Below are 18,569 nucleotides of genomic sequence, written 5' to 3'. Positions count from 1 at the left end.
CAGTCGGAGGGATTGCTTTGAAAAAAACATTGAATATTGCTATTATCGGCATGGGATTTATGGGAAGGGCTCACAGCAATGGCTGGAGCCAGCTGAATAAATTTTTTGACACAGATTTTAATATCTGCCTGAAAGCAGTGGCAGGAAACAGTGAAACCCGGCTGAAGGCTTTTGCAGAGAAATGGGGATATGAAGAATATACTACAGACTGGAGGACACTCATTGACAGGGATGATATTGATGTCATTGATATTCTGACGCCTACTTATCTGCATAAGGAGATGGCTTTGGCGGCTATGAAGGCAGGTAAGCATGTGATTTGTGAGAAACCATGTGCACTGACCTGGCAGGACTGCCGGGAAATGGCGCAGATGGCAAAGGAGATGGGAGTTGTGACTTATCTGAATCACAATTACCGCAGAGTTCCTGCCGTTATGCTGGCAAAACAGATGATTGAAGAAGGAAAACTGGGAACCATTTATCATTACAGGGGAACTTATCTGCAGGAGTGGATTATGGATGAAGAATTTCCGGTTACCTGGCAGCTGAAGAAAGAAACGGCAGGCGGAGGTCCTCTGTACGATCTGACTTCTCATAATGCAGATCTGGCAAGATATTTAGTAGGAGAACCGGTATCTGTCAGCGCAGTGCTGAAAACAATTGTAAAAGAGCGCCCGGAGCCGGGTGAGAATTCCGCTGTTTTTTCTGCAGGAGATACCTCTTCTTCTACGAAAAAGCTTCCGGTTACAGTAGATGATGCTGCGTTTATGATTCTGGAATTTGAAAATGGAGCCATTGGAAATATTGATTCTTCAAGATTTGCTGCAGGAAGAAAGAATTATAACTGCTTTGAAATCTACGGAAGTAAAGGGGCTCTTTGTTTTGATCTGGAGAGAATGAATGAACTGCAGTATTATGATGCCACAGTGGATGCAGATCATCAGGGTTATCGGACAATTATGGTGACAGAAGGGACTCATCCGTATGTGGGAGCATGGTGGCCTCAGGGACATATTATCGGATATGAGCATACCTTTGTTCACGCATTTAAGGATTTTACGGATGCAATTTCGAAGAATACTGAAATGATACCGAATTTTGAAGACGGAGAAAAGATTATTAAAATTTTACAGGCTGCTCAGATTTCCAGCAAAGAAGGTCGAAAAGTGCAGCTTGCGGACATGAAATAAGGGGGATCCGTATGAAAGCAGTATTGGCGCCTGTCTATTTTCGGGCGATAAATGAAAGAGAGCAGGATGAATTTCGTCAGCAGCTTGATAATTTAAAGGAAATGTACGGGGATGTAGCGGAATTTTCAGAACCCGTGGCTGTGGGAGAGGCGCTCCCTGACAACGCGGATGCCATTGTATTTCCACAGATGATTTTTGAAGCCTTTCGGGTTGCCAAGCAGCTGGCAGAATATCAAATGCCCATGATTGTACTTACCTCCCGGTTTGGAACCGTGGAAATGTGGGACTGGGAAATTGTTACTTATCTGCGGGAAAAGGGAATGAATGTGTTTTCACCTTACAATACAGAACTTGCCAGGGTGGTAATCCGTGCTCTGTCTGTGAAATCCGTACTGGCAAAAGGTGCAAAATTTCTGATGTTTCAGGATTCTCCCGGTGAAGGAAAGCAGGCATATATTTTTAAACGATTCTACTGGTATGAAAATGAATGTACAAAGCGGATGGCAGATACCTTTGGAATTCAGCTTATTTACAGAAGCTGGAGCGAGGTTGCGGCTGCGGCAAAGGAAATACCGGATGAGGATGCCAGAGCTGTTTATGACAGCTGGGATGTATGTCAGGAAGGAGTCTGTGAAAAATCATACCTTTCAGCAGCAAAGCTGTATCTTGCTGTAAAGGCAGTGATAGACGAGATTGGAGATGTAAAAGGTGTGGGCTGCAACTGTCTGAATGAGTCCATGTACTGTGATTCCACACCGTGCCTGGCATGGAATATGATCTTTGAAAAGGATGATATTATCTGGGCATGTGAGGGAGATACTCTGACCCTTCTGAGTACATTTATCCTTTACCGTTCCCTGAAAGCTCCTGTTATGATGACCAACCTGTATCCCTTTCTGGTGGGAATGGCAGCGCTGGCTCATGAGAAAATTGACAAGTTTCCGGATATAGATGATCCTGATAACCACTGCCTGGGCGTACACTGCGGCTATTTTGGATTTGCTCCCCGGCAGTTCTGTTCCAAATGGACCATGCGGCCCAAGGTGCTGGAGATTGTGGATGAGAATGCCATTGTAATTGATGCAGAGTTTCCAAAAGGTGATGTGACGCTGGCAAAGATTTATCCAGATTTTAAGCGGCTGAGCATTATTGAAGCTGAAATTGAGGATTATGTGGGATATCCCGGTTCAGACTGTCTCAATGGAGCACTGATCCGGTATAAAAACGGAAACGGAGAGAAAGTAATGGAAAATCTCTGTTCTCATCACTCTTTAATACTGGTGGGAAATCAGAAAGTAAAGATGCAGCAGCTTGCAAAAGTATTTGGCTGGGAAACCATTGAAATGTAGGCACAGCCGGATGATTAAAAAGAAACGATGTAAGTGGATTTAAACGAAAAATAAGAAAAGACATCATTGCAGAACCAATTATTTCTGATGGTGTCTTTTCTTATCTATATGGATACCCTGATGCGGCAGATAAAAAACAGTGGAACAAAAATGGTTATATGGCTGATAAGGCTTTTTGTCGGTTATTGCTTTATAAAAAAGTTAGTTTTCAGCAGAAACCAGTTCAACTTTTACATCTGCCTGTTCAAACTTCTGAATATCTTCCTGGCGGGCGTTGAAATCCGTGATGAAGTAGTCTATGTCTGAGATATCGGCAAATTTTACGAATGATACAGCTCCCAGCTTGCGGCTGTCAGAAAGCAGTACAACCTTGCGGGCATTTTCAATGATAACCTTTTTAATGTTGGCAGTATCTATTTTGGGGGTTGTAAGTCCCTTATCCGTGCTGATGCCGTTTGCCGCCATAAAAGCAGTATCAACATGAAGGTCTTTTATGGTATTAATGGCAAGGTTTCCTGTAATATAGTGAAAGCCCTTCCGCACCGGACCGCCTGCAAGAATAATCGTTACATTGGTATTCTGGTCAAGCCAGGTGGCAATATTCAGATCAAAGGTGACAACAGTAAGAGTTTTGAAAACGCCAAGCTTTGTGGCCAGCTCAAAGGTGGTAGAACCGGCATCCAGAGCAATAGAGTCGCCTTCGTGGATATAATTCAGAGCAGCGCTGGCAATACTTTTTTTCTCATTCATCTGCTGGATTTGTTTTTCTGTAACTTTAGGCTCAAAATTTACGCTTATGTTGGCAATAGCTCCGCCGTGTACTCTTGAAAGCAGGCCTGCCGCTGAAAGATCTTTCAGGTCATTTCTAATGGTGGCAGGTGATACATTAAAATAGTCACATAGTTCCATAACGGTTGCTTTTGAGTATTTGTTTACATATTCAACGATACCGGATTTGCGCTCTTCGGCAAATATATTGTCATTGGACATTTTGTTTTCTCCTGTGAGGTTATTTATTGATAGGGTAGCTGCCGGGTATATATTGTAAAAATGCGGCAATGCTGATAACAGAAAATTGTACTTAAATTAATAGTATAATTATAAAAAAGAAATGTCAATAAATGATAATAAAATATATATTTTATATCGTTATCAGAAAAAAAGCAATTCAAGTTAATGAAAAAATTACAAAGTTAAATAAAAAATGTTAAAACAGACAAAAAAAACTCCAATTTGTGTTCGAATGAAACATTGTTAAAAAATAGAGATAAATTGGGATAAATTTGATAAAAAAGTTGTTTGAACTATGGACAGTTATCTGATATAATCAAAATTGTATTTTTTGGGATACAATTTTGTAATAAAAGAAAGGGGAGGAAATTTCGTGCTGCAGAAAGTAATAGAAACTGTGCAGCAGGCAGAGCATGCCGCACAGCAGAAAAATGAAGAGGCCAGAAAGCAGGCTGCACAGATTGTGGAAAATGCGAACCGCCAGGCAGAAGAGATCAAGCAGCAGGCGAAGGATGCCGCTGTTCAGAAAGCCAGTCAGGCGAAGGAGCAGGCAGTCCGTGAAGAAGAAGCGAAGTCAGAGGAATTTGCGTCAGCTTTAAAGCAGGATATGAAAGTCCAAAAAGAGAAAGCAATGCAAAAAGAAAATGAAGTCATTTCTTCAATTATTTCGGCTCTGATCTAGCAGCCGGAAAATAAAAAGAAAAGGAGGGAGGCTTCATGGCAGTTGTAAAAATGCAGAGAATCAGCCTGTGCGGGTTAAATAAGGACCGTAAGGCAATTCTGGTTCGTCTGCAGGAACTTGGTGTCGTGGAAATTAATTTCCGTAAGAAAGACCTTAAGGGACTTAAAATACAAAACACATCAGAAGAAAAGGCTGACTTTGAAAAGCAGGCGGCCAGAGCGGATCAGGCCCTTGAGATTCTGAACAGATATGTTCAGGAGAAGACGTCGCTGCTTGATTCACTGGCGGGCAAACCGTTAGTTGAAAAGACAAAGATGGAAGATATCGCCAGCCGCCGGGATGTATATGTAACAGCAATTAGTGAACTGATCGATCTGGAAAAAGCCATTGCAGAAGATAAATCTGAAATTGCAAGGCTTCAGAATCAGATAGAAGCCCTGCAGCCATGGATGAATTTAGACGTTCCTATGGGATTAAAAGGAACAAAAAAAACAGAGCTGCTGCTGGGAACCGTTGCGGCTCCGGCATCTTTAGAATCGGTTCTGACGCTGCTAAAAACACATACACCGCCCATTGAGGCAGCGGATATTGAGATTATCTGTGAGGAAAAGGATTTTGTATATCTTGGGGTTGTGTGCCTGAAAAAGGATGCCCCGGAGGCAGAAGACGCCCTGAGAGCCGGCGGCTTTGCAAAACCATCTTCTATTCCACAGCTGGCGCCCCGGGAGGAAGAGATTCGTCTTCAAAAAGAGATTGAACGCTGTGAAGAAGAGATTGGCGTAAAAGAAAAACAAATCTGTGATATGGCGGCGATTCGGGAGGAGATAAGACTTTTATCCGATTACTACCGGATCAGAGCAGAGCGCTATTCTGTTTTAGGAAAGCTGCCGCAGACACAAAAAACGTTTGCCTTAAGCGGATATGTGCCGGAAAGATATGCGGCGGATATTCAGAAGGAATTAACAGAAAAATATGCGGTTGATGTGGAGCTGGAAGAAATAGGGGCAAAAGAGAATCCCCCGGTATTGTTAAAGAACAATACATTTTCCAATTCGGTGGAGGGCGTGCTGGAATCCTTTGGTCTTCCCAAGAAGGGAGAATTTGATCCAACGGTAATCATGTCAATCTTTTATGTATTTCTGTTTGGACTGATGCTGTCCGATGCAGCATATGGTGCGATTATTTCTGTGGGATGCGGAATCGTACTTTTAAAATTCCCGAGAATGGAAGCTAGTCTTAGAAAATCTATTAAGATGTTTTTCTGGTGCGGCATTTCTACTTTGTTCTGGGGAATTATGTTCGGGGGATATTTTGGAGATGCCATTACGGTAATTGCCCGGACATTCTTTGGAAAAGAGATACTTATTGATGCGGTGTGGTTTGTTCCGCTGGATGACCCGATGAGAATGCTTGTATATTCGCTGCTGTTTGGTGTGATACATCTGTTTACCGGACTGGCATTAAAGGGATATATGATGCTGAAGGATAAAGATGTAGTTGGATTTTTCAGTGATGTTGTATCATGGTTTTTATTCCTGATAGGCCTTATCCTGATGCTTCTTCCAACAGAGATCTTTTATTCTATATCTCAGATTGAATTTAACTTTGGACCAGGATTATCCATGGCGGCGAAGGTTATGGCTGTGGCAGGAGCACTGATTATTCTGGTTATGTCGGGCAGAAGAAAGAAAAAGAAAATCGGTATCAGACTTGCCCTTGGTGTTTATGATCTGTATAACATAACCGGATGGCTGTCGGATGTGCTTTCTTATTCCAGACTGCTGGCCCTGGGGCTGGCTACCGGAGTTATCGCCCAGGTAATTAACCAGATGGGAAGCATGCTTGGAAACAGCGTAATCGGAGTCATTTTCTTTATCGTTGTATTTATTATCGGCCATATATTTAATATGGCAATTAACGTATTAGGTGCCTATGTGCACACCAACCGTCTTCAGTTTGTAGAGTTCTTCGGAAAATTCTATGAGGGCGGCGGAAAACCTTTTGAGCCATTTATGGCAAAAACAAAATATGTAGACATTCAGGAGGAAAAATAACATGAGTATGGGTATGGTATTTGCATTAGTGGGTGCTGCAGTAGCAGTTCTTTTTGCAGGAGCAGGTTCTTCAATCGGTGTTGGAACCGCAGGTCAGGCAGCATCCGGAGTAGTTTCACAGGATCCTAGTAAATTTGCAAAGGTATTGATTATGCAGCTGCTTCCGGGTACACAGGGTATTTACGGACTGCTGGTTGGATTTATTACGCTTTCTAAAGTTGGTCTGTTAAACGGAAATCCGGTAGAAATGACAACTGCCGGCGGATTGATGGTTCTGGCTGCCTGCCTTCCAATTGGTATTGTAGGTCTTATTTCCGGTATCCATCAGGGAAAAACATCTGCGGCAGCTATCGGCATTATTGCAAAAAAACCAGAGCAGTTTGGTAAAGCGATGCTGTTCCCGGCTATGGTTGAAACATATGCGATTCTGGCATTGCTGATCTCCATTCTTGCAGTAAACGCAATTAATTTTTAATTATTAAGCAAAAGCAGTGAGGAGATAAGAATGACTGGATTAGAAAAAATCGTAAATCAGATTCAGGAAGAAGCAAAGCAGGAAGCGGATGCGGTTCTGGCTGAGGCAAAAGAAAAAGCGGATGCGATTCTTTCTCAGGCTGAAAAGGAGGCAGAGCAGCTTAGCGCCGATATTTTGCGGAAATCTGAAAAAGATATAATAAATTATAGAAAACGAGCACAGTCATCTATGGACCTGAAAAGACGGACCGCTGTTTTAACGGCAAAACAGGAAATGATTTCTCATATGCTGGAAAAGGCATATGAAGCAGTCTGCAGTGAGGAAGCGCCGGCATATTTCCAACGAATTGAGAAAATGCTTGCGGCATATGCACAGCCCTCAGCAGGAAAAATTTTCTTTTCCGAAAAGGACCTGAAAAGAATGCCAGCGGATTTTTCTTCTAAGATTGAAGCAGCCGCAAAAGCAGCGGGCGGAAGCCTGAAGCTTTCAGAAGAAAGTATTGAAATTGAAAACGGATTTGTTCTTTCTTATGGAGGCATTGAGGAAAACTGTACATTAAAGGCCGTTTTTGATGCGAAAAAAGATGAACTGACCGATCAAGTCCACAAATTATTATATAGGTAAGGAGGGCTTGATATGGCAAATAATAACTATACCTTTGCGGTAGCTCGTATCCGCGCCATGGAGGTTTCGCTGTTTAATAAATCAGTGATAGATCAGCTGATGGCCTGCCGGTCTTACGATGAAAGCATGCGCTTTCTGGAAGACAAAGGCTGGGGAAATGGCGATGGGAAACAGGAGGCAGATCAGATGCTCTCTTACGAGCGGGCAAAGATCTGGGAGACGGTAGAGGAGCTTGGAGTTCCTATGGATACCTTTGAAGTTCTTTCGTTTCCAAATGCCTTCCATAATCTGAAAACTGCCATAAAAGAGGCAGTGAGTGAGCAATTAAGAGATGAGTTCTTTTTTGACAGTACGGTACCTTCCAGAGATGAGCTGCGGGAAATTGTAAAGAATAAAGACTTCGGCAGTCTTCCAAAAAGTATGGAGGCGGCAGCAAAAGATGCATATGAGACGCTTATGCATTCCGGTGACGGCCAGTTGTGCGACGTTATTATTGACCGGGCCTGCCTGGAGGCGATTCTGAAGGCGGCTGAAGATGCAGACGAAGTGATACAGACATACGCACAGATTACTGTTGCAGTAGCTAATATTAAAATTGCAGTCCGTTGTCAGAAAACAAATAAGTCCTTTGACTTTATGATGCGTGCATTGACCAGCTGCCAGGGGATGCAGCCGGAGGCGCTGGCAAAGGCTTCCCTTTCAGGGTTTGAAAGTCTCTGCAGTTATCTGGAGTCCTCAGGCTATGGAAAAGCCGCGGAAGCGCTGAAGGTATCCCCATCCGCGTTTGAGCGCTGGTGTGACAACTATCTCATTGAGATGCTAAAGCCCCAGAAGTTTGAGTCCTTTAGTGCGGGACCGATAGTGGCGTATATTATCGCAAGAGAGAATGAAATAAAAACAGTTGGAATTATCCTTTCCGGAAAACGAAACAGTCTGCCGGAAACATTTATTACAGAAAGGATTCGTGAAATGTATGTATAAGATTGCAGTGCTTGGACCATATGACAGTATTTACGGTTTTGCAACGCTGGGTCTTGACATATTTCCCATCCAGGATGCAAAATCAGGCGCCCAGGTATTCCGTCAGGTTGCCGGAGGCGATTACGCTGTGATTTATATTACAGAAAGTCTGGCAGAGGAGTTTGCCGACGAAATTGAGAAATACAAAGGCCAGCTGCTTCCCTCGATTATCCTGATTCCGGGAATATCCCAGAATACAGGAAAAGGGGTAGAAAATGTAAAGAAGTGTGTAGAGCAGGCAGTTGGTTCCGATATTATATTTGGAGAAAAATAGAGAGGCGTAAAATCACATGAGTAAAGGAACAATCAAAAAAGTAGCAGGACCGCTGGTTATTGCTTCCGGTATGCGTGATGCAAATATGTATGACGTTGTTCGTGTAAGTAATCAGCGGCTGATCGGCGAGATTATTGAAATTCATGGCGATGAAGCTTCCATTCAGGTTTATGAGGAGACTTCCGGTCTTGGGCCGGGAGAACCTGTAGAATCCATGGAAGTGCCATTATCAGTAGAGCTGGGACCCGGATTGATCCGCAGTATCTATGATGGAATTCAGCGTCCGCTGGATGATATCATGCGTATTTCCGGAAATAACTTAAAGCGAGGCGTGGAAGTAGCGTCTCTGAAACGTGATATTAAATGGGAATTTGTGCCGGTGAAAAAAGCCGGAGACAGTGTTTTAGAAGGGGATATTCTTGGTACTGTTCAGGAAACCATTGTGGTAGAACAAAAGATTATGGTACCTTATGGTATCTCCGGTACTGTAAAAGAGATTAAGGCTGGCGAATTTACCGTTGAAGAAGTAATTGCTGTCATTGAAACACCTCAGGGTGACAGAGAAGTGACGCTGATGCAGAAATGGCCGGTACGACGTGAAAGACCGTATAAGAGAAAATTGACACCGGAAATGCCGCTGATAACCGGTCAGCGTGTTGTAGATACATTTTTCCCTATTGCCAAAGGTGGTGTAGCTGCTGTTCCGGGACCTTTCGGAAGCGGAAAAACGGTAATTCAGCATCAGCTTGCGAAATGGGCGGAAGCAGATATTGTTGTGTACATTGGATGTGGAGAACGAGGAAACGAGATGACAGATGTTTTGAACGAGTTTCCTGAGCTGAAGGATCCAAAAACGGGGCAGTCTCTGATGGAGCGTACGGTTTTGATTGCCAATACATCCGATATGCCGGTTGCAGCCCGTGAGGCATCTATCTATACCGGTATTACCATTGCAGAGTATTTCCGTGATATGGGATATTCAGTAGCTCTTATGGCAGATTCCACTTCCCGGTGGGCAGAGGCCTTAAGGGAGATGTCAGGACGTTTAGAAGAGATGCCCGGTGAAGAAGGATACCCTGCATATCTGGGAAGCCGTCTGGCACAGTTTTACGAGCGTGCAGGGCATGTGATTTCTCTTGGTTCTGACGAGAGAGAAGGCGCGCTTTCTGTTATCGGAGCAGTATCACCTCCTGGCGGTGATATTTCAGAACCGGTTTCTCAGGCTACACTTCGTATTGTAAAAGTATTCTGGGGACTGGATTCTGCCCTGGCATATAAACGCCACTTCCCGGCTATTAACTGGTTAAACAGCTATTCTTTGTATCTTGATAATATGGGGCCATGGTTTGAAAAAGAGGTATCAGAAGACTGGATGGTAAACCGCCAGAAGATGATGACCCTGCTTCAGGAAGAGGCCAGCCTGGAAGAGATTGTAAAAATGGTAGGTATGGATGCGCTTTCTGCTTCAGACCGTCTGAAAATGGAAGCGGCACGGTCTATTCGTGAGGATTTCCTTCATCAGAACTCCTTCCATGAAGTTGATACCTATACTTCTCTGAAAAAGCAGCTTCTCATGATGAGACTGGTACTTGCATTTTATGAGAAGTCCTCTCAGGCACTGACAGAGGGAGCCGGTATGCAGGCGCTGATCAATATGCCTGTCAGAGAAAAAATTGGACGTTATAAATATACATTAGAAGAAAATCTGGATGCCGAATTTGATGCAGTTATGGGGCAGCTGGATGAAGAGATTGCAAAAGCTGCAGGAAAGGAGGGCTTATAAAATGCCAAAAGAGTATAGAACTATACAGGAAGTAGCAGGCCCTCTGATGCTTGTAAAAGGAGTATCCGGCGTTACTTATGATGAACTGGGTGAGATTGAATTATCCAGCGGTGAAACAAGAAGATGTAAAGTGCTGGAAGTAAATGGGAATGATGTACTGGTACAGCTGTTTGAAAGTTCAACAGGAATTAACTTAGACAGCAGTAAGGTACGGTTTTTGGGCCACAGTATGCAGCTTGGGGTATCTTCTGATATGCTTGGCCGGGTATTTGACGGTCTTGGAAATCCTATTGATAACGGCCCTGAGATTTTACCGGATATGCGTATGGATATCAACGGTCTGCCTATGAATCCGGCGGCCAGAAATTACCCTTCTGAGTTTATCCAGACAGGTGTATCTGCCATTGATGGTCTGAATACACTGGTTCGTGGACAGAAGCTTCCGATTTTTTCCGCTTCCGGTCTGCCTCACTCCAATCTTGCGGCTCAGATCGCAAGACAGGCGAAAGTACGGGGCAAGGATGAACAGTTTGCCGTTGTATTTGCCGCAATGGGCATCACCTTTGAGGAGTCCAACTTCTTTATTCAGAGTTTTAAAGAGACAGGAGCAATTGACAGAACGGTTCTGTTTATAAACCTGGCAAATGACCCGGCAGTAGAGCGTATTTCTACTCCCCGAATGGCGCTGACAGCTGCAGAATATCTGGCATTTGAGAAAGATATGCATGTACTTGTTATTATGACAGATATCACAAACTATGCAGATGCTCTCCGTGAAGTTTCAGCGGCCCGCAAGGAAGTTCCGGGACGCCGTGGCTATCCTGGTTATATGTATACGGACCTTGCAACTTTATATGAACGTGCAGGAAGACAGAAAGGCAAGGATGGAAGTATTACATTGATACCAATCCTTACAATGCCGGAGGATGATAAGACACATCCGATTCCTGACCTTACAGGATATATTACAGAAGGCCAGATTATCTTAAGCCGTGAGCTTTACAGAAAAGGCGTGATGCCGCCTGTAGATGTACTGCCTTCTCTTTCCCGTCTGAAAGATAAGGGTATCGGTGAAGGTAAAACAAGAGCAGATCATTCCAATACGATGAATCAGCTGTTTGCAGCATATGCCCGTGGAAAAGAGGCAAAAGAGCTGATGGTAATCCTGGGCGAAGCAGCGTTGTCTGATATTGACTTGATTTATGCGAAATTTGCAGATGCTTTTGAGAAGGAATATGTTTCTCAGGGGTATACAGCAGACAGAGATATAGAAGAAACACTGGATATCGGCTGGAAACTGCTTTCTATTCTGCCTAGAAGTGAACTGAAACGTATTGATGACAAGTTCCTTGATATCTACTATCAGAGCAGCGAGGAGAACAAGAACGAATAAGAAAGGGGTGATATCATGGCATCCACCCAGGTAAATCCTACCCGTATGGAGCTGACCCGTTTAAAGAAAAAACTGGTAACAGCAGTGCGGGGACACAAATTACTGAAGGATAAACGTGATGAACTGATGCGCCAGTTTCTGGATCTGATTCGTGAAAATATGGATCTGCGCCTGAAAGTAGAGAAGGGCATTAAGGACGCTAATACAAATTTTGTAATAGCCAAAGCTTCCATGTCAAATGAAGGAATGCATACGGCTTTGATGGTTCCAAAGCAGGGTGTCTATCTGGAATCAAAGAAGAAAAACGTCATGAGTGTTGATATTCCGGTATTTGAATATAATACAAGAACTGCAGATGAAAACGACATCTATTCTTATGGCTTTGCGTATACTTCAAGTGATCTGGACGGTGCGGTGAAATCCCTGGCAGATGTGCTGCCAGATATGCTGAAGCTGGCAGAGACAGAAAAAGCATGCCAGCTGATGGCAGCTGAAATTGAGAAAACCAGAAGGCGTGTAAATGCCCTGGAGCATGTAATTATTCCGGAAACACAGGAAAGTATCAAGTATATTACCATGAAGCTGGATGAAAATGAGAGAAGTACTCAGATCCGTCTTATGAAGGTAAAAGACATGATGCTGGAACAAGCACATAATTATCAGGACAAAATGACGGGATATCCGGTAGAAGTTGAAACAGTATCTTAAAATTTTAAGAGCAGAAGTAAAAAACCTGCAGAACAAAGAAAATCTTGTTCTGCAGGTTTTTTTTGCACTATAGGCATGTTCTGATAGACTTATAAGGTCTTGTAAAGCTATACTAATACTAGAGTGCTAAAAGGAGTTGATGATATATATGGAATACAACAATGTTACCCACACGTTCAGTCCAGTTTATAATGCCCATTCAAGGATATTAATACTGGGTACTTTTCCCTCCGTAAAGTCCAGGGAAAATCAGTTTTATTACGGGCATCCTCAGAACCGTTTCTGGAAAGTGCTGGCGGCTTTAACGAAAAGTCCTCTGCCGGAGGATATTAACGGCAAAAAGGAGCTGCTGCTAACCAACGGAATAGCTGTCTGGGATGTAATTGAGAGCTGTCAGATCGCAGGATCCAGCGACAGTTCTATTCGGGATGTGGTCCCAAATGATATAGGAAAGCTTCTTAAGCATACAGAGATCAGACAGATTTTTGCCAACGGACAGAAAGCGTATGATCTGTATATGAGGTATATATATCCAGAGACTGGAAGGAAGCCGGAAAAGCTGCCGTCTACCAGTCCTGCCAATGCGGCATTCCGGCTGGAACGTCTGATTGATACCTGGGGTAAGTCACTGGGACCTCACCTGTCAGAGAGGTAGGAATCATTGTCTGGATTTGGAGGAACTTAAGCTTTCCTGTGAGAAAAAAAAGAGGAAACAGAAGCCGGCCTTCTTAAACTTTCATCATAACTTGCCTGAAATTGAAAAAACAGGGCTTTCATCGCAAGGAAAATTTCAATAAAATGGAAGAAAAACCGGAAAACGGAAGCAATGTCCGTTACGAAAACTAGAAAAGTCATGTAAGATAAAAAAGAAATTTTTTACAGGAGGTAAGGTATGACAACAAGAGAGTTGCTTCATAACAAAATAAGAGAATCCGGAATGACAAAAAATCCGCTGATAGATAGAATCGGATGCAGTGAGAAGGCAATGCGAAAATATTTAAACGGTTCTACAACCAGCGGGCCATATCTGACCAAAATTCTGGAAGAATTAAAAATTACTGTAGAGGAATGGAACGCCTGCAGTAATGTGAAAAGTGAAGGATAGGTAGAATGGTTAAGAATCAAATTGTCAGAGATATACTGGAAGATGTACTGAAAGACGGCAGAATACATGAAAGCCGGGAAATTAAAGAGCGGTGTGAAGCCGCAGGCTTAAGACTGATTGATAAAAATCAGAATCTTGTTTATAATGTGATTCATCATATGCGTAAAAAAGGATATGTCATTACCAGTCCGGAAAAGGGGTTTTACCGGATGGAGAATTATAAACAGATGAAGCAGAATGCATCTGAGAATATAGTTGTAACCGGTACAAAGGACAAGGGGGATCAGAAAGAATCTGACAGAAAAGCAGAGGAAGTTCCCCGGGTTTCTGATGCAAAGAACAAGATTGACTGGAGCAACTTTTTTGTTCTGGAGCCTGCCCGCAAGCAGCAGGATGAATTGCGTGTCAGTGTGACATCAAAGGGATGTATTAATCTTAATTCAAAGCTTCAGCAGAAGGTTTCCAATAATAAATTTGAGATTATTTTGAGCCGGGACTGCCGGGCAATGCTTTTAAATCCCAACGGTGAGATTATGCATACCTTTACCAAGGCCGGTACGGCTACAAACAGGGAAATACTTTCTCTTCTGGAAGCCAAAAAGATAAAACTGCCGGCGTATTATATTATGGAGTGGAATGAGGAGCTTAATATGTGGAGCGGTATTCTGTCTGAGGACAGGAGATAGGTGGAAAAACCGGCATTTAAAATTTTAAGTGCCGGTTTTTCCATTTCTAAGCAAAAGTGTTTCGGCTGATTTATGAAATAGCTTGTGGAAAATCAGGCCGTATAAAGCGCCAAATATATTATTAATAATTCTAAGAATAACTGCCCCGGGAAGACCGAATAATCCAACGGCAATAGATAGTGCACCGAAAGTATTAAATACGGACTGCCACCCGTAAGCTGCTGAAAATCCAACACCGATTCCACCCAGGATACCAATATAGGCATATAACTGCGGCGGCAGAAAAAAATACAGCAGAATAAACAGCAGACTGCCTATGATATTTCCGGGAATCCGTGCTTTCACCCGGTATTTCATATCATCCTTAAACGGAAGCATTACGGACATGGCAGCGATACCGGCCCACATGGACCGGGGAAGGTGGATCAGATCTGCTATGAAAAGTATCGTAGAAATTCCCAGGGCTATAACAAGCTGCCAACGGGTACGGGTGGAGTCAGGGTGAAACTCCAAAAACAAATCTTTCAAACCTCTTTTATAGGAGGCTTTTCGGTGGGTGTGATAAAAAACGAGACAAGTAACCAGTGCTCCGAGAGCAAGGGCAGCAAGCCTTTGGCGGTAAGGTCCGCCGCTTACGTCGTATCCCTGCAGTAAAAGATATCCCAGAAGAATCGTAGAGTGATTGGACATCAGGACATTATGGCATCCAAGGATCATCATAAGCAGAATACATCCAAAATTAATCATAAGCGACAGAAAGGGACCAGCCATATTTGTAAGTCTTGGAGCAAATGCAAGAACTGCAAAAATAATTAGCAGGCACAGAATAGAATGGGAAGTATGTATACCAAAATCAGCAAAACGAAAGACCATTACGAATAAAAGGAATACAACGCCCACAATACTGTTTTCCTGACCAAACAGGGCACTGAAGGCTATCACGAACGTCATGCAGAAAGCCAGCGTTAAAAAAACTTTAAAAATATAGATGGCAGTGTGCCGTAGTTTCTGTCTGCGGTCTGAAGAGTTTTTAATCAGAGACTTGGATCCTGACTGATTTAGCTGTAATTCCTGATAAAACGTCATTTTATATCACTCCTGTATGATGTTGTTGACTTTTCGAATCATCTGAGTAAGGTTCTTATTATGAATGTTTTTTTCCCGCACCTGATCTGTGGAAAAACAGATCCTTCCAGACTGCAGGATGAAATAAAATCAGAAGCGGAAATAGCTCAAGTCTTCCTGCAAGCATATCAAAAATCAGGACGCATTTGGAAAAGGGCCTAAATCCTCCGAAATTCTGTGTGGGACCTACCAGTTCCAGACCGGGACCGATATTGTTGATAGTGGCGGCCACTGCTGTAAAATTAGTAATAAGATCCTTGCCTTCAAAAGAAATGGCGAAAACGGAAAATGAAAAGATAATAACAAAGGTTATAAAGAAAACATTTGTTGCCCTTACCACCTCAGGATCAATGGGTTTCCCTTCAATTTTAATTTTCTTAATGCTTTTTGGATGAATATAGGAGTTTAATTCTCTTCCAACTGTTTTAAGCAGAATTACAAAACGGGAGACTTTAATTCCGCCTCCGGTACTGCCTGCACAGGCACCGATGAACATCAGCAGGACAAGAATTGTCTTGCTGGTCTGAGGCCACAGGTTGAAATCTGTAGTGGCAAAACCGGTAGTAGTAATAATGGATGCCACTTGAAAGGAGGCATGTCGAAGTGCATCGGCGCTTCCTATTACGGTGTTATAAATATTGATAAAAATAATACCTATAGACACCAGAATAATAATAATGTAATATTTCACCTCTTCAATCTGCAGTGCTTTTCGAAAACGCCTGAATAGTATCAGATAATAGGCATTAAAGTTCACCCCGAATAGAATCATAAAAATGGTGACTACCCATTGCAGATAAGGGGAGTAACTCATCATACTGTCATTTTTAATGCCAAAACCGCCGGTTCCTGCTGTGCCGAAGGAGGTAGTAAGGGCATCAAAAAGTGACATATGGCCTGCCAGGAGAAATATAACCTCCAGTATTGTCATGCCTAAATAAATAAGGTACAAAATTCTGGCTGTATGGCGAAGCTTGGGAACCAGTTTGCCAACGGAAGGCCCGGGGCTTTCCGCGCGCATTAAGTTAATGTGTGAACCACCGCTTAAGGGAACGATGGCCAGCAAAAAGACCAATACTCCCATACCCCCGATCCAGTGGGTAAAACTGCGCCAGAATAATGAGCAGCGGGAGAGCGCCTCTACATCCGACAGAATACTTGCTCCGGTAGTGGTGAAACCGGAAACGGTTTCAAATAATGTATCAACAAAAGAAGGAATTTCTCCGCTGAGCCAAAAAGGTAGCCCTCCAAATAGACTTAAAACAATCCAGCTGAGGGCGGTGGCAATACATCCTTCTTTCAAATAAAAGACGAAGCTGTCTGGTTTTTTTCTGGACATCAAAAAGCCCAAAAGTCCGCATAGTATCAGTACAAAAAGATAATAAAAGCCGGTAGTTTCTTTATAGATTACAGCAACAATGCAGGGAAGTATCAAAAAAAGAGCTTCAAGCTTTAATACATAACCTAAAATATATCGAATTACTTTGACGTTCATTCTGGCCTCCGCTATTGTAAAATATCCTGAATATCATTAAAACCGGTGTGAGTCGTAACAACCATAACGGTATCGCCTACCATAATGCAGTCCTGACCGCTTGGAATAATGATGTTTCCATTTCTGTTTATGAAACAGACCAGCAGATTTTTCTTTAATGCCAAATCCATTAAAGGCACATTAGTAACTGCGGATTCATCATCCACTAAAAATTCAATTGCTTCTGCCCGGTAGTCAAACATATGGTAAAGAGTTTCAATGTTACTGTGCATGGAGTCTTTTTTTGCACGTACATATGCAATAATGGCTTCCGATGTAATATACCTTGGGTATACTACACTTCCAAGATCCAGGCGGCTGATAACATCTTTAAAGGTAATCCGGTTAATTTTTGTAATTACCTTTGCATTTGACACCTGTCTTGCATACAGGGTCAAAAGAATATTTTCCTCATCAATCCCGGTAAGAGGAACAAAAGATTCTACATACTCAATACCTTCTTCTTTCAGCAGATCCTCGTTTGTTCCGTCACCATGAATAATAATAGCTTTTGGCAGTAAGATACTGAGTTCTTCACAGCGGGCCCGGTCATGTTCAATAATTTTTACAGAAACACCCATATGTAATAATTGTTTCGCGAGATAATAAGCGGCCTTTCCGCCTCCGATAATCATGGTGTCCTTTACCTGGTGGGTTTTAAAACCAATATATTCCAGAAATGGTTTGGATACTTTTCTGGACCCCACAAAGGAGATAACGTCTCCTTCATGAATGATAAAATCACCGGATGGAATATGGACCTTTCCGTCTCGTTCAATGGCACAAATAAGCGTATTCGCAGGGCTTTTTTTGCCAAGATCTGAAATTGTAATACCATCTAGCAAATTGTTTTTTGGAACACGGAACTTTACAAGTTCGGCCTGGCCGTGAGCAAATGAGTTGATTTCCAAAGCTGTGGGAAGATACAGTATTCTTGCAGCCTCCTTTGCAGCCTCAAGTTCTGGGTTGATAATCATAGCAAGTCCCAATTTTTCCCGCAGGTATCCTACTTCTTTGCTGTAGTCAGGCGTGCGGACTCTTGCAATTGCAGCGCAGTTTCCCACACGTCTAGCGACGGTACAGCAGAGCAGATTCAGTTCGTCAGATTCTGTAACTGCAATAATCAAATTGGTATTTTCAATACCGGCTTCCATCTGCACACTGTAGCTGGCACCGTTTCCTACAATTCCCATGACATCATAGGTATTGGTAAGCGCCTGAATTTTCTGACGGTTTTGGTCAATGAGGGTGATATCGTGTCCTTCCTTTACCAGCTGCTCAACCAATGTTGTTCCTACTTTTCCACAGCCCACAATAATAATATTCAATCCCTGATTTGCGGACCCTTTTGGCTTAAACATAGTTTCCCTCCCCGGCAGTTTTGTCTCCATTATTGAAGATTAACATTGCCGCAAAATGAATTATTTTCTTATGATTTTTGTTCTACAGGAGAAATTAATTTCTGTAAAACAATAACACATTTTATAATATAACACCATGTATCTGAAAAAGCATTAACTATTTCATGGATTTTAAATATTACCAAAAAGGGCGCA

Annotated in this window: 18 protein-coding genes; 14 read left to right on the top strand and 4 right to left on the bottom strand. The window is 42.7% G+C overall.

Annotation, left to right across the window (positions count from 1 at the left end; all coding sequences use genetic code 11):
* Positions 1-17 precede the first annotated feature (17 nt).
* Both OCV88_RS10585 and OCV88_RS10580 read left to right on the top strand, forming a co-directional pair.
* Positions 18-1,190 carry a Gfo/Idh/MocA family protein gene (locus OCV88_RS10585; RefSeq protein WP_158425480.1) on the top strand — a complete coding sequence of 391 codons (1,173 nt, stop codon included), beginning with the start codon at positions 18-20 and terminating at the stop codon, positions 1,188-1,190.
* An 11-nt stretch (positions 1,191-1,201) separates the two neighbouring features.
* Positions 1,202-2,539 carry a hypothetical protein gene (locus tag OCV88_RS10580; RefSeq protein WP_158425479.1) on the top strand — a complete coding sequence of 446 codons (1,338 nt, stop codon included), beginning with the start codon at positions 1,202-1,204 and terminating at the stop codon, positions 2,537-2,539.
* A gap of 201 nt (positions 2,540-2,740) precedes the next feature.
* Here the strand turns inward: OCV88_RS10580 and OCV88_RS10575 are convergent, their stop codons facing one another.
* Positions 2,741-3,529, bottom strand: a complete 789-nt coding sequence (locus tag OCV88_RS10575) for a DeoR/GlpR family DNA-binding transcription regulator (protein ID WP_158425478.1) — start codon at positions 3,527-3,529, stop codon at positions 2,741-2,743.
* 394 nt (positions 3,530-3,923) lie between these two features.
* On the opposite strand from OCV88_RS10575, the gene OCV88_RS10570 reads away from it, so the two are divergent.
* From OCV88_RS10570 to OCV88_RS10515, 12 genes are all read left to right on the top strand, one after another.
* Positions 3,924-4,232: a hypothetical protein gene (locus tag OCV88_RS10570; RefSeq protein ID WP_158425477.1), complete on the top strand. Its 309-nt coding sequence runs from the start codon at positions 3,924-3,926 to the stop codon at positions 4,230-4,232.
* Between the two features lie 35 nt (positions 4,233-4,267).
* Complete coding sequence (locus OCV88_RS10565; RefSeq protein WP_158425476.1) at positions 4,268-6,286, top strand: V-type ATP synthase subunit I; 2,019 nt, start codon at positions 4,268-4,270, stop codon at positions 6,284-6,286.
* A 1-nt stretch (position 6,287) separates the two neighbouring features.
* Entirely contained in the window at positions 6,288-6,761 is a 474-nt protein-coding gene (locus tag OCV88_RS10560) for a V-type ATP synthase subunit K (RefSeq protein ID WP_158425475.1), read from the top strand.
* Between the two features lie 30 nt (positions 6,762-6,791).
* Positions 6,792-7,385: a V-type ATP synthase subunit E gene (locus OCV88_RS10555; RefSeq protein ID WP_158425474.1), complete on the top strand. Its 594-nt coding sequence runs from the start codon at positions 6,792-6,794 to the stop codon at positions 7,383-7,385.
* Positions 7,386-7,397: 12 nt separating this feature from the next.
* Positions 7,398-8,366: a V0D/AC39 family V-type ATPase subunit gene (locus OCV88_RS10550; RefSeq protein ID WP_158425473.1), complete on the top strand. Its 969-nt coding sequence runs from the start codon at positions 7,398-7,400 to the stop codon at positions 8,364-8,366.
* Positions 8,359-8,679 carry a V-type ATP synthase subunit F gene (locus OCV88_RS10545; protein ID WP_158425472.1) on the top strand — a complete coding sequence of 107 codons (321 nt, stop codon included), beginning with the start codon at positions 8,359-8,361 and terminating at the stop codon, positions 8,677-8,679. The genes OCV88_RS10550 and OCV88_RS10545 overlap by 8 nt, the downstream gene beginning before the upstream one ends.
* Before the next feature lie 16 nt (positions 8,680-8,695).
* A complete protein-coding gene (locus OCV88_RS10540) occupies positions 8,696-10,462 on the top strand; it encodes a V-type ATP synthase subunit A (RefSeq protein WP_158425471.1) in 1,767 nt (588 codons plus the stop codon).
* A 1-nt stretch (position 10,463) separates the two neighbouring features.
* Positions 10,464-11,855, top strand: coding sequence for a V-type ATP synthase subunit B (locus tag OCV88_RS10535; protein WP_158425470.1), 1,392 nt, complete (start codon positions 10,464-10,466; stop codon positions 11,853-11,855).
* Between the two features lie 15 nt (positions 11,856-11,870).
* A complete protein-coding gene (locus OCV88_RS10530) occupies positions 11,871-12,563 on the top strand; it encodes a V-type ATP synthase subunit D (RefSeq protein ID WP_158425469.1) in 693 nt (230 codons plus the stop codon).
* A gap of 148 nt (positions 12,564-12,711) precedes the next feature.
* Positions 12,712-13,218 carry a DNA-deoxyinosine glycosylase gene (locus tag OCV88_RS10525; RefSeq protein WP_158425468.1) on the top strand — a complete coding sequence of 169 codons (507 nt, stop codon included), beginning with the start codon at positions 12,712-12,714 and terminating at the stop codon, positions 13,216-13,218.
* Between the two features lie 237 nt (positions 13,219-13,455).
* Complete coding sequence (locus OCV88_RS10520) at positions 13,456-13,668, top strand: helix-turn-helix domain-containing protein (protein ID WP_158425467.1); 213 nt, start codon at positions 13,456-13,458, stop codon at positions 13,666-13,668.
* 5 nt (positions 13,669-13,673) lie between these two features.
* Entirely contained in the window at positions 13,674-14,354 is a 681-nt protein-coding gene (locus OCV88_RS10515) for a hypothetical protein (RefSeq protein ID WP_158425466.1), read from the top strand.
* Between the two features lie 24 nt (positions 14,355-14,378).
* Here OCV88_RS10515 and OCV88_RS10510 read toward each other — a convergent pair whose 3' ends face one another.
* From OCV88_RS10510 to trkA, 3 genes are read right to left on the bottom strand one after another with little or no spacing between them, the layout of a single operon-like run.
* On the bottom strand, positions 14,379-15,440 hold the full coding sequence (locus OCV88_RS10510) for an FUSC family protein (RefSeq protein WP_158425465.1): 1,062 nt from the start codon (positions 15,438-15,440) through the stop codon (positions 14,379-14,381).
* 58 nt (positions 15,441-15,498) lie between these two features.
* A complete protein-coding gene (locus OCV88_RS10505; protein ID WP_158425464.1) occupies positions 15,499-16,974 on the bottom strand; it encodes a TrkH family potassium uptake protein in 1,476 nt (491 codons plus the stop codon).
* 11 nt (positions 16,975-16,985) lie between these two features.
* A complete protein-coding gene (gene trkA, locus OCV88_RS10500; RefSeq protein WP_158425463.1) occupies positions 16,986-18,374 on the bottom strand; it encodes a Trk system potassium transporter TrkA in 1,389 nt (462 codons plus the stop codon).
* Positions 18,375-18,569: the final 195 nt, after the last annotated feature.

It is taken from the genome of Brotonthovivens ammoniilytica (assembly GCF_025566885.1).
In the GTDB taxonomy this organism is placed as follows: domain Bacteria; phylum Bacillota; class Clostridia; order Lachnospirales; family Lachnospiraceae; genus Brotonthovivens; species Brotonthovivens ammoniilytica.
This window is presented reverse-complemented; position numbering and strand designations above follow the sequence as displayed.

Bases quoted from the DNA above. Each gene is read 5' to 3' on its own strand.
- trkA (WP_158425463.1), bottom strand. From the start codon at position 18,374: ATGTTTAAGCCAAAAGGGTCCGCAAATCAGGGATTGAATATTATTATT.
- OCV88_RS10515 (WP_158425466.1), top strand. From the start codon at position 13,674: ATGGTTAAGAATCAAATTGTCAGAGATATACTGGAAGATGTACTGAAA.
- OCV88_RS10505 (WP_158425464.1), bottom strand. From the start codon at position 16,974: ATGAACGTCAAAGTAATTCGATATATTTTAGGTTATGTATTAAAGCTT.
- OCV88_RS10560 (WP_158425475.1), top strand. From the start codon at position 6,288: ATGAGTATGGGTATGGTATTTGCATTAGTGGGTGCTGCAGTAGCAGTT.
- OCV88_RS10535 (WP_158425470.1), top strand. From the start codon at position 10,464: ATGCCAAAAGAGTATAGAACTATACAGGAAGTAGCAGGCCCTCTGATG.
- OCV88_RS10545 (WP_158425472.1), top strand. From the start codon at position 8,359: ATGTATAAGATTGCAGTGCTTGGACCATATGACAGTATTTACGGTTTT.
- OCV88_RS10525 (WP_158425468.1), top strand. From the start codon at position 12,712: ATGGAATACAACAATGTTACCCACACGTTCAGTCCAGTTTATAATGCC.
- OCV88_RS10565 (WP_158425476.1), top strand. From the start codon at position 4,268: ATGGCAGTTGTAAAAATGCAGAGAATCAGCCTGTGCGGGTTAAATAAG.
- OCV88_RS10530 (WP_158425469.1), top strand. From the start codon at position 11,871: ATGGCATCCACCCAGGTAAATCCTACCCGTATGGAGCTGACCCGTTTA.
- OCV88_RS10520 (WP_158425467.1), top strand. From the start codon at position 13,456: ATGACAACAAGAGAGTTGCTTCATAACAAAATAAGAGAATCCGGAATG.
- OCV88_RS10550 (WP_158425473.1), top strand. From the start codon at position 7,398: ATGGCAAATAATAACTATACCTTTGCGGTAGCTCGTATCCGCGCCATG.
- OCV88_RS10580 (WP_158425479.1), top strand. From the start codon at position 1,202: ATGAAAGCAGTATTGGCGCCTGTCTATTTTCGGGCGATAAATGAAAGA.
- OCV88_RS10540 (WP_158425471.1), top strand. From the start codon at position 8,696: ATGAGTAAAGGAACAATCAAAAAAGTAGCAGGACCGCTGGTTATTGCT.
- OCV88_RS10575 (WP_158425478.1), bottom strand. From the start codon at position 3,529: ATGTCCAATGACAATATATTTGCCGAAGAGCGCAAATCCGGTATCGTT.
- OCV88_RS10555 (WP_158425474.1), top strand. From the start codon at position 6,792: ATGACTGGATTAGAAAAAATCGTAAATCAGATTCAGGAAGAAGCAAAG.
- OCV88_RS10510 (WP_158425465.1), bottom strand. From the start codon at position 15,440: ATGACGTTTTATCAGGAATTACAGCTAAATCAGTCAGGATCCAAGTCT.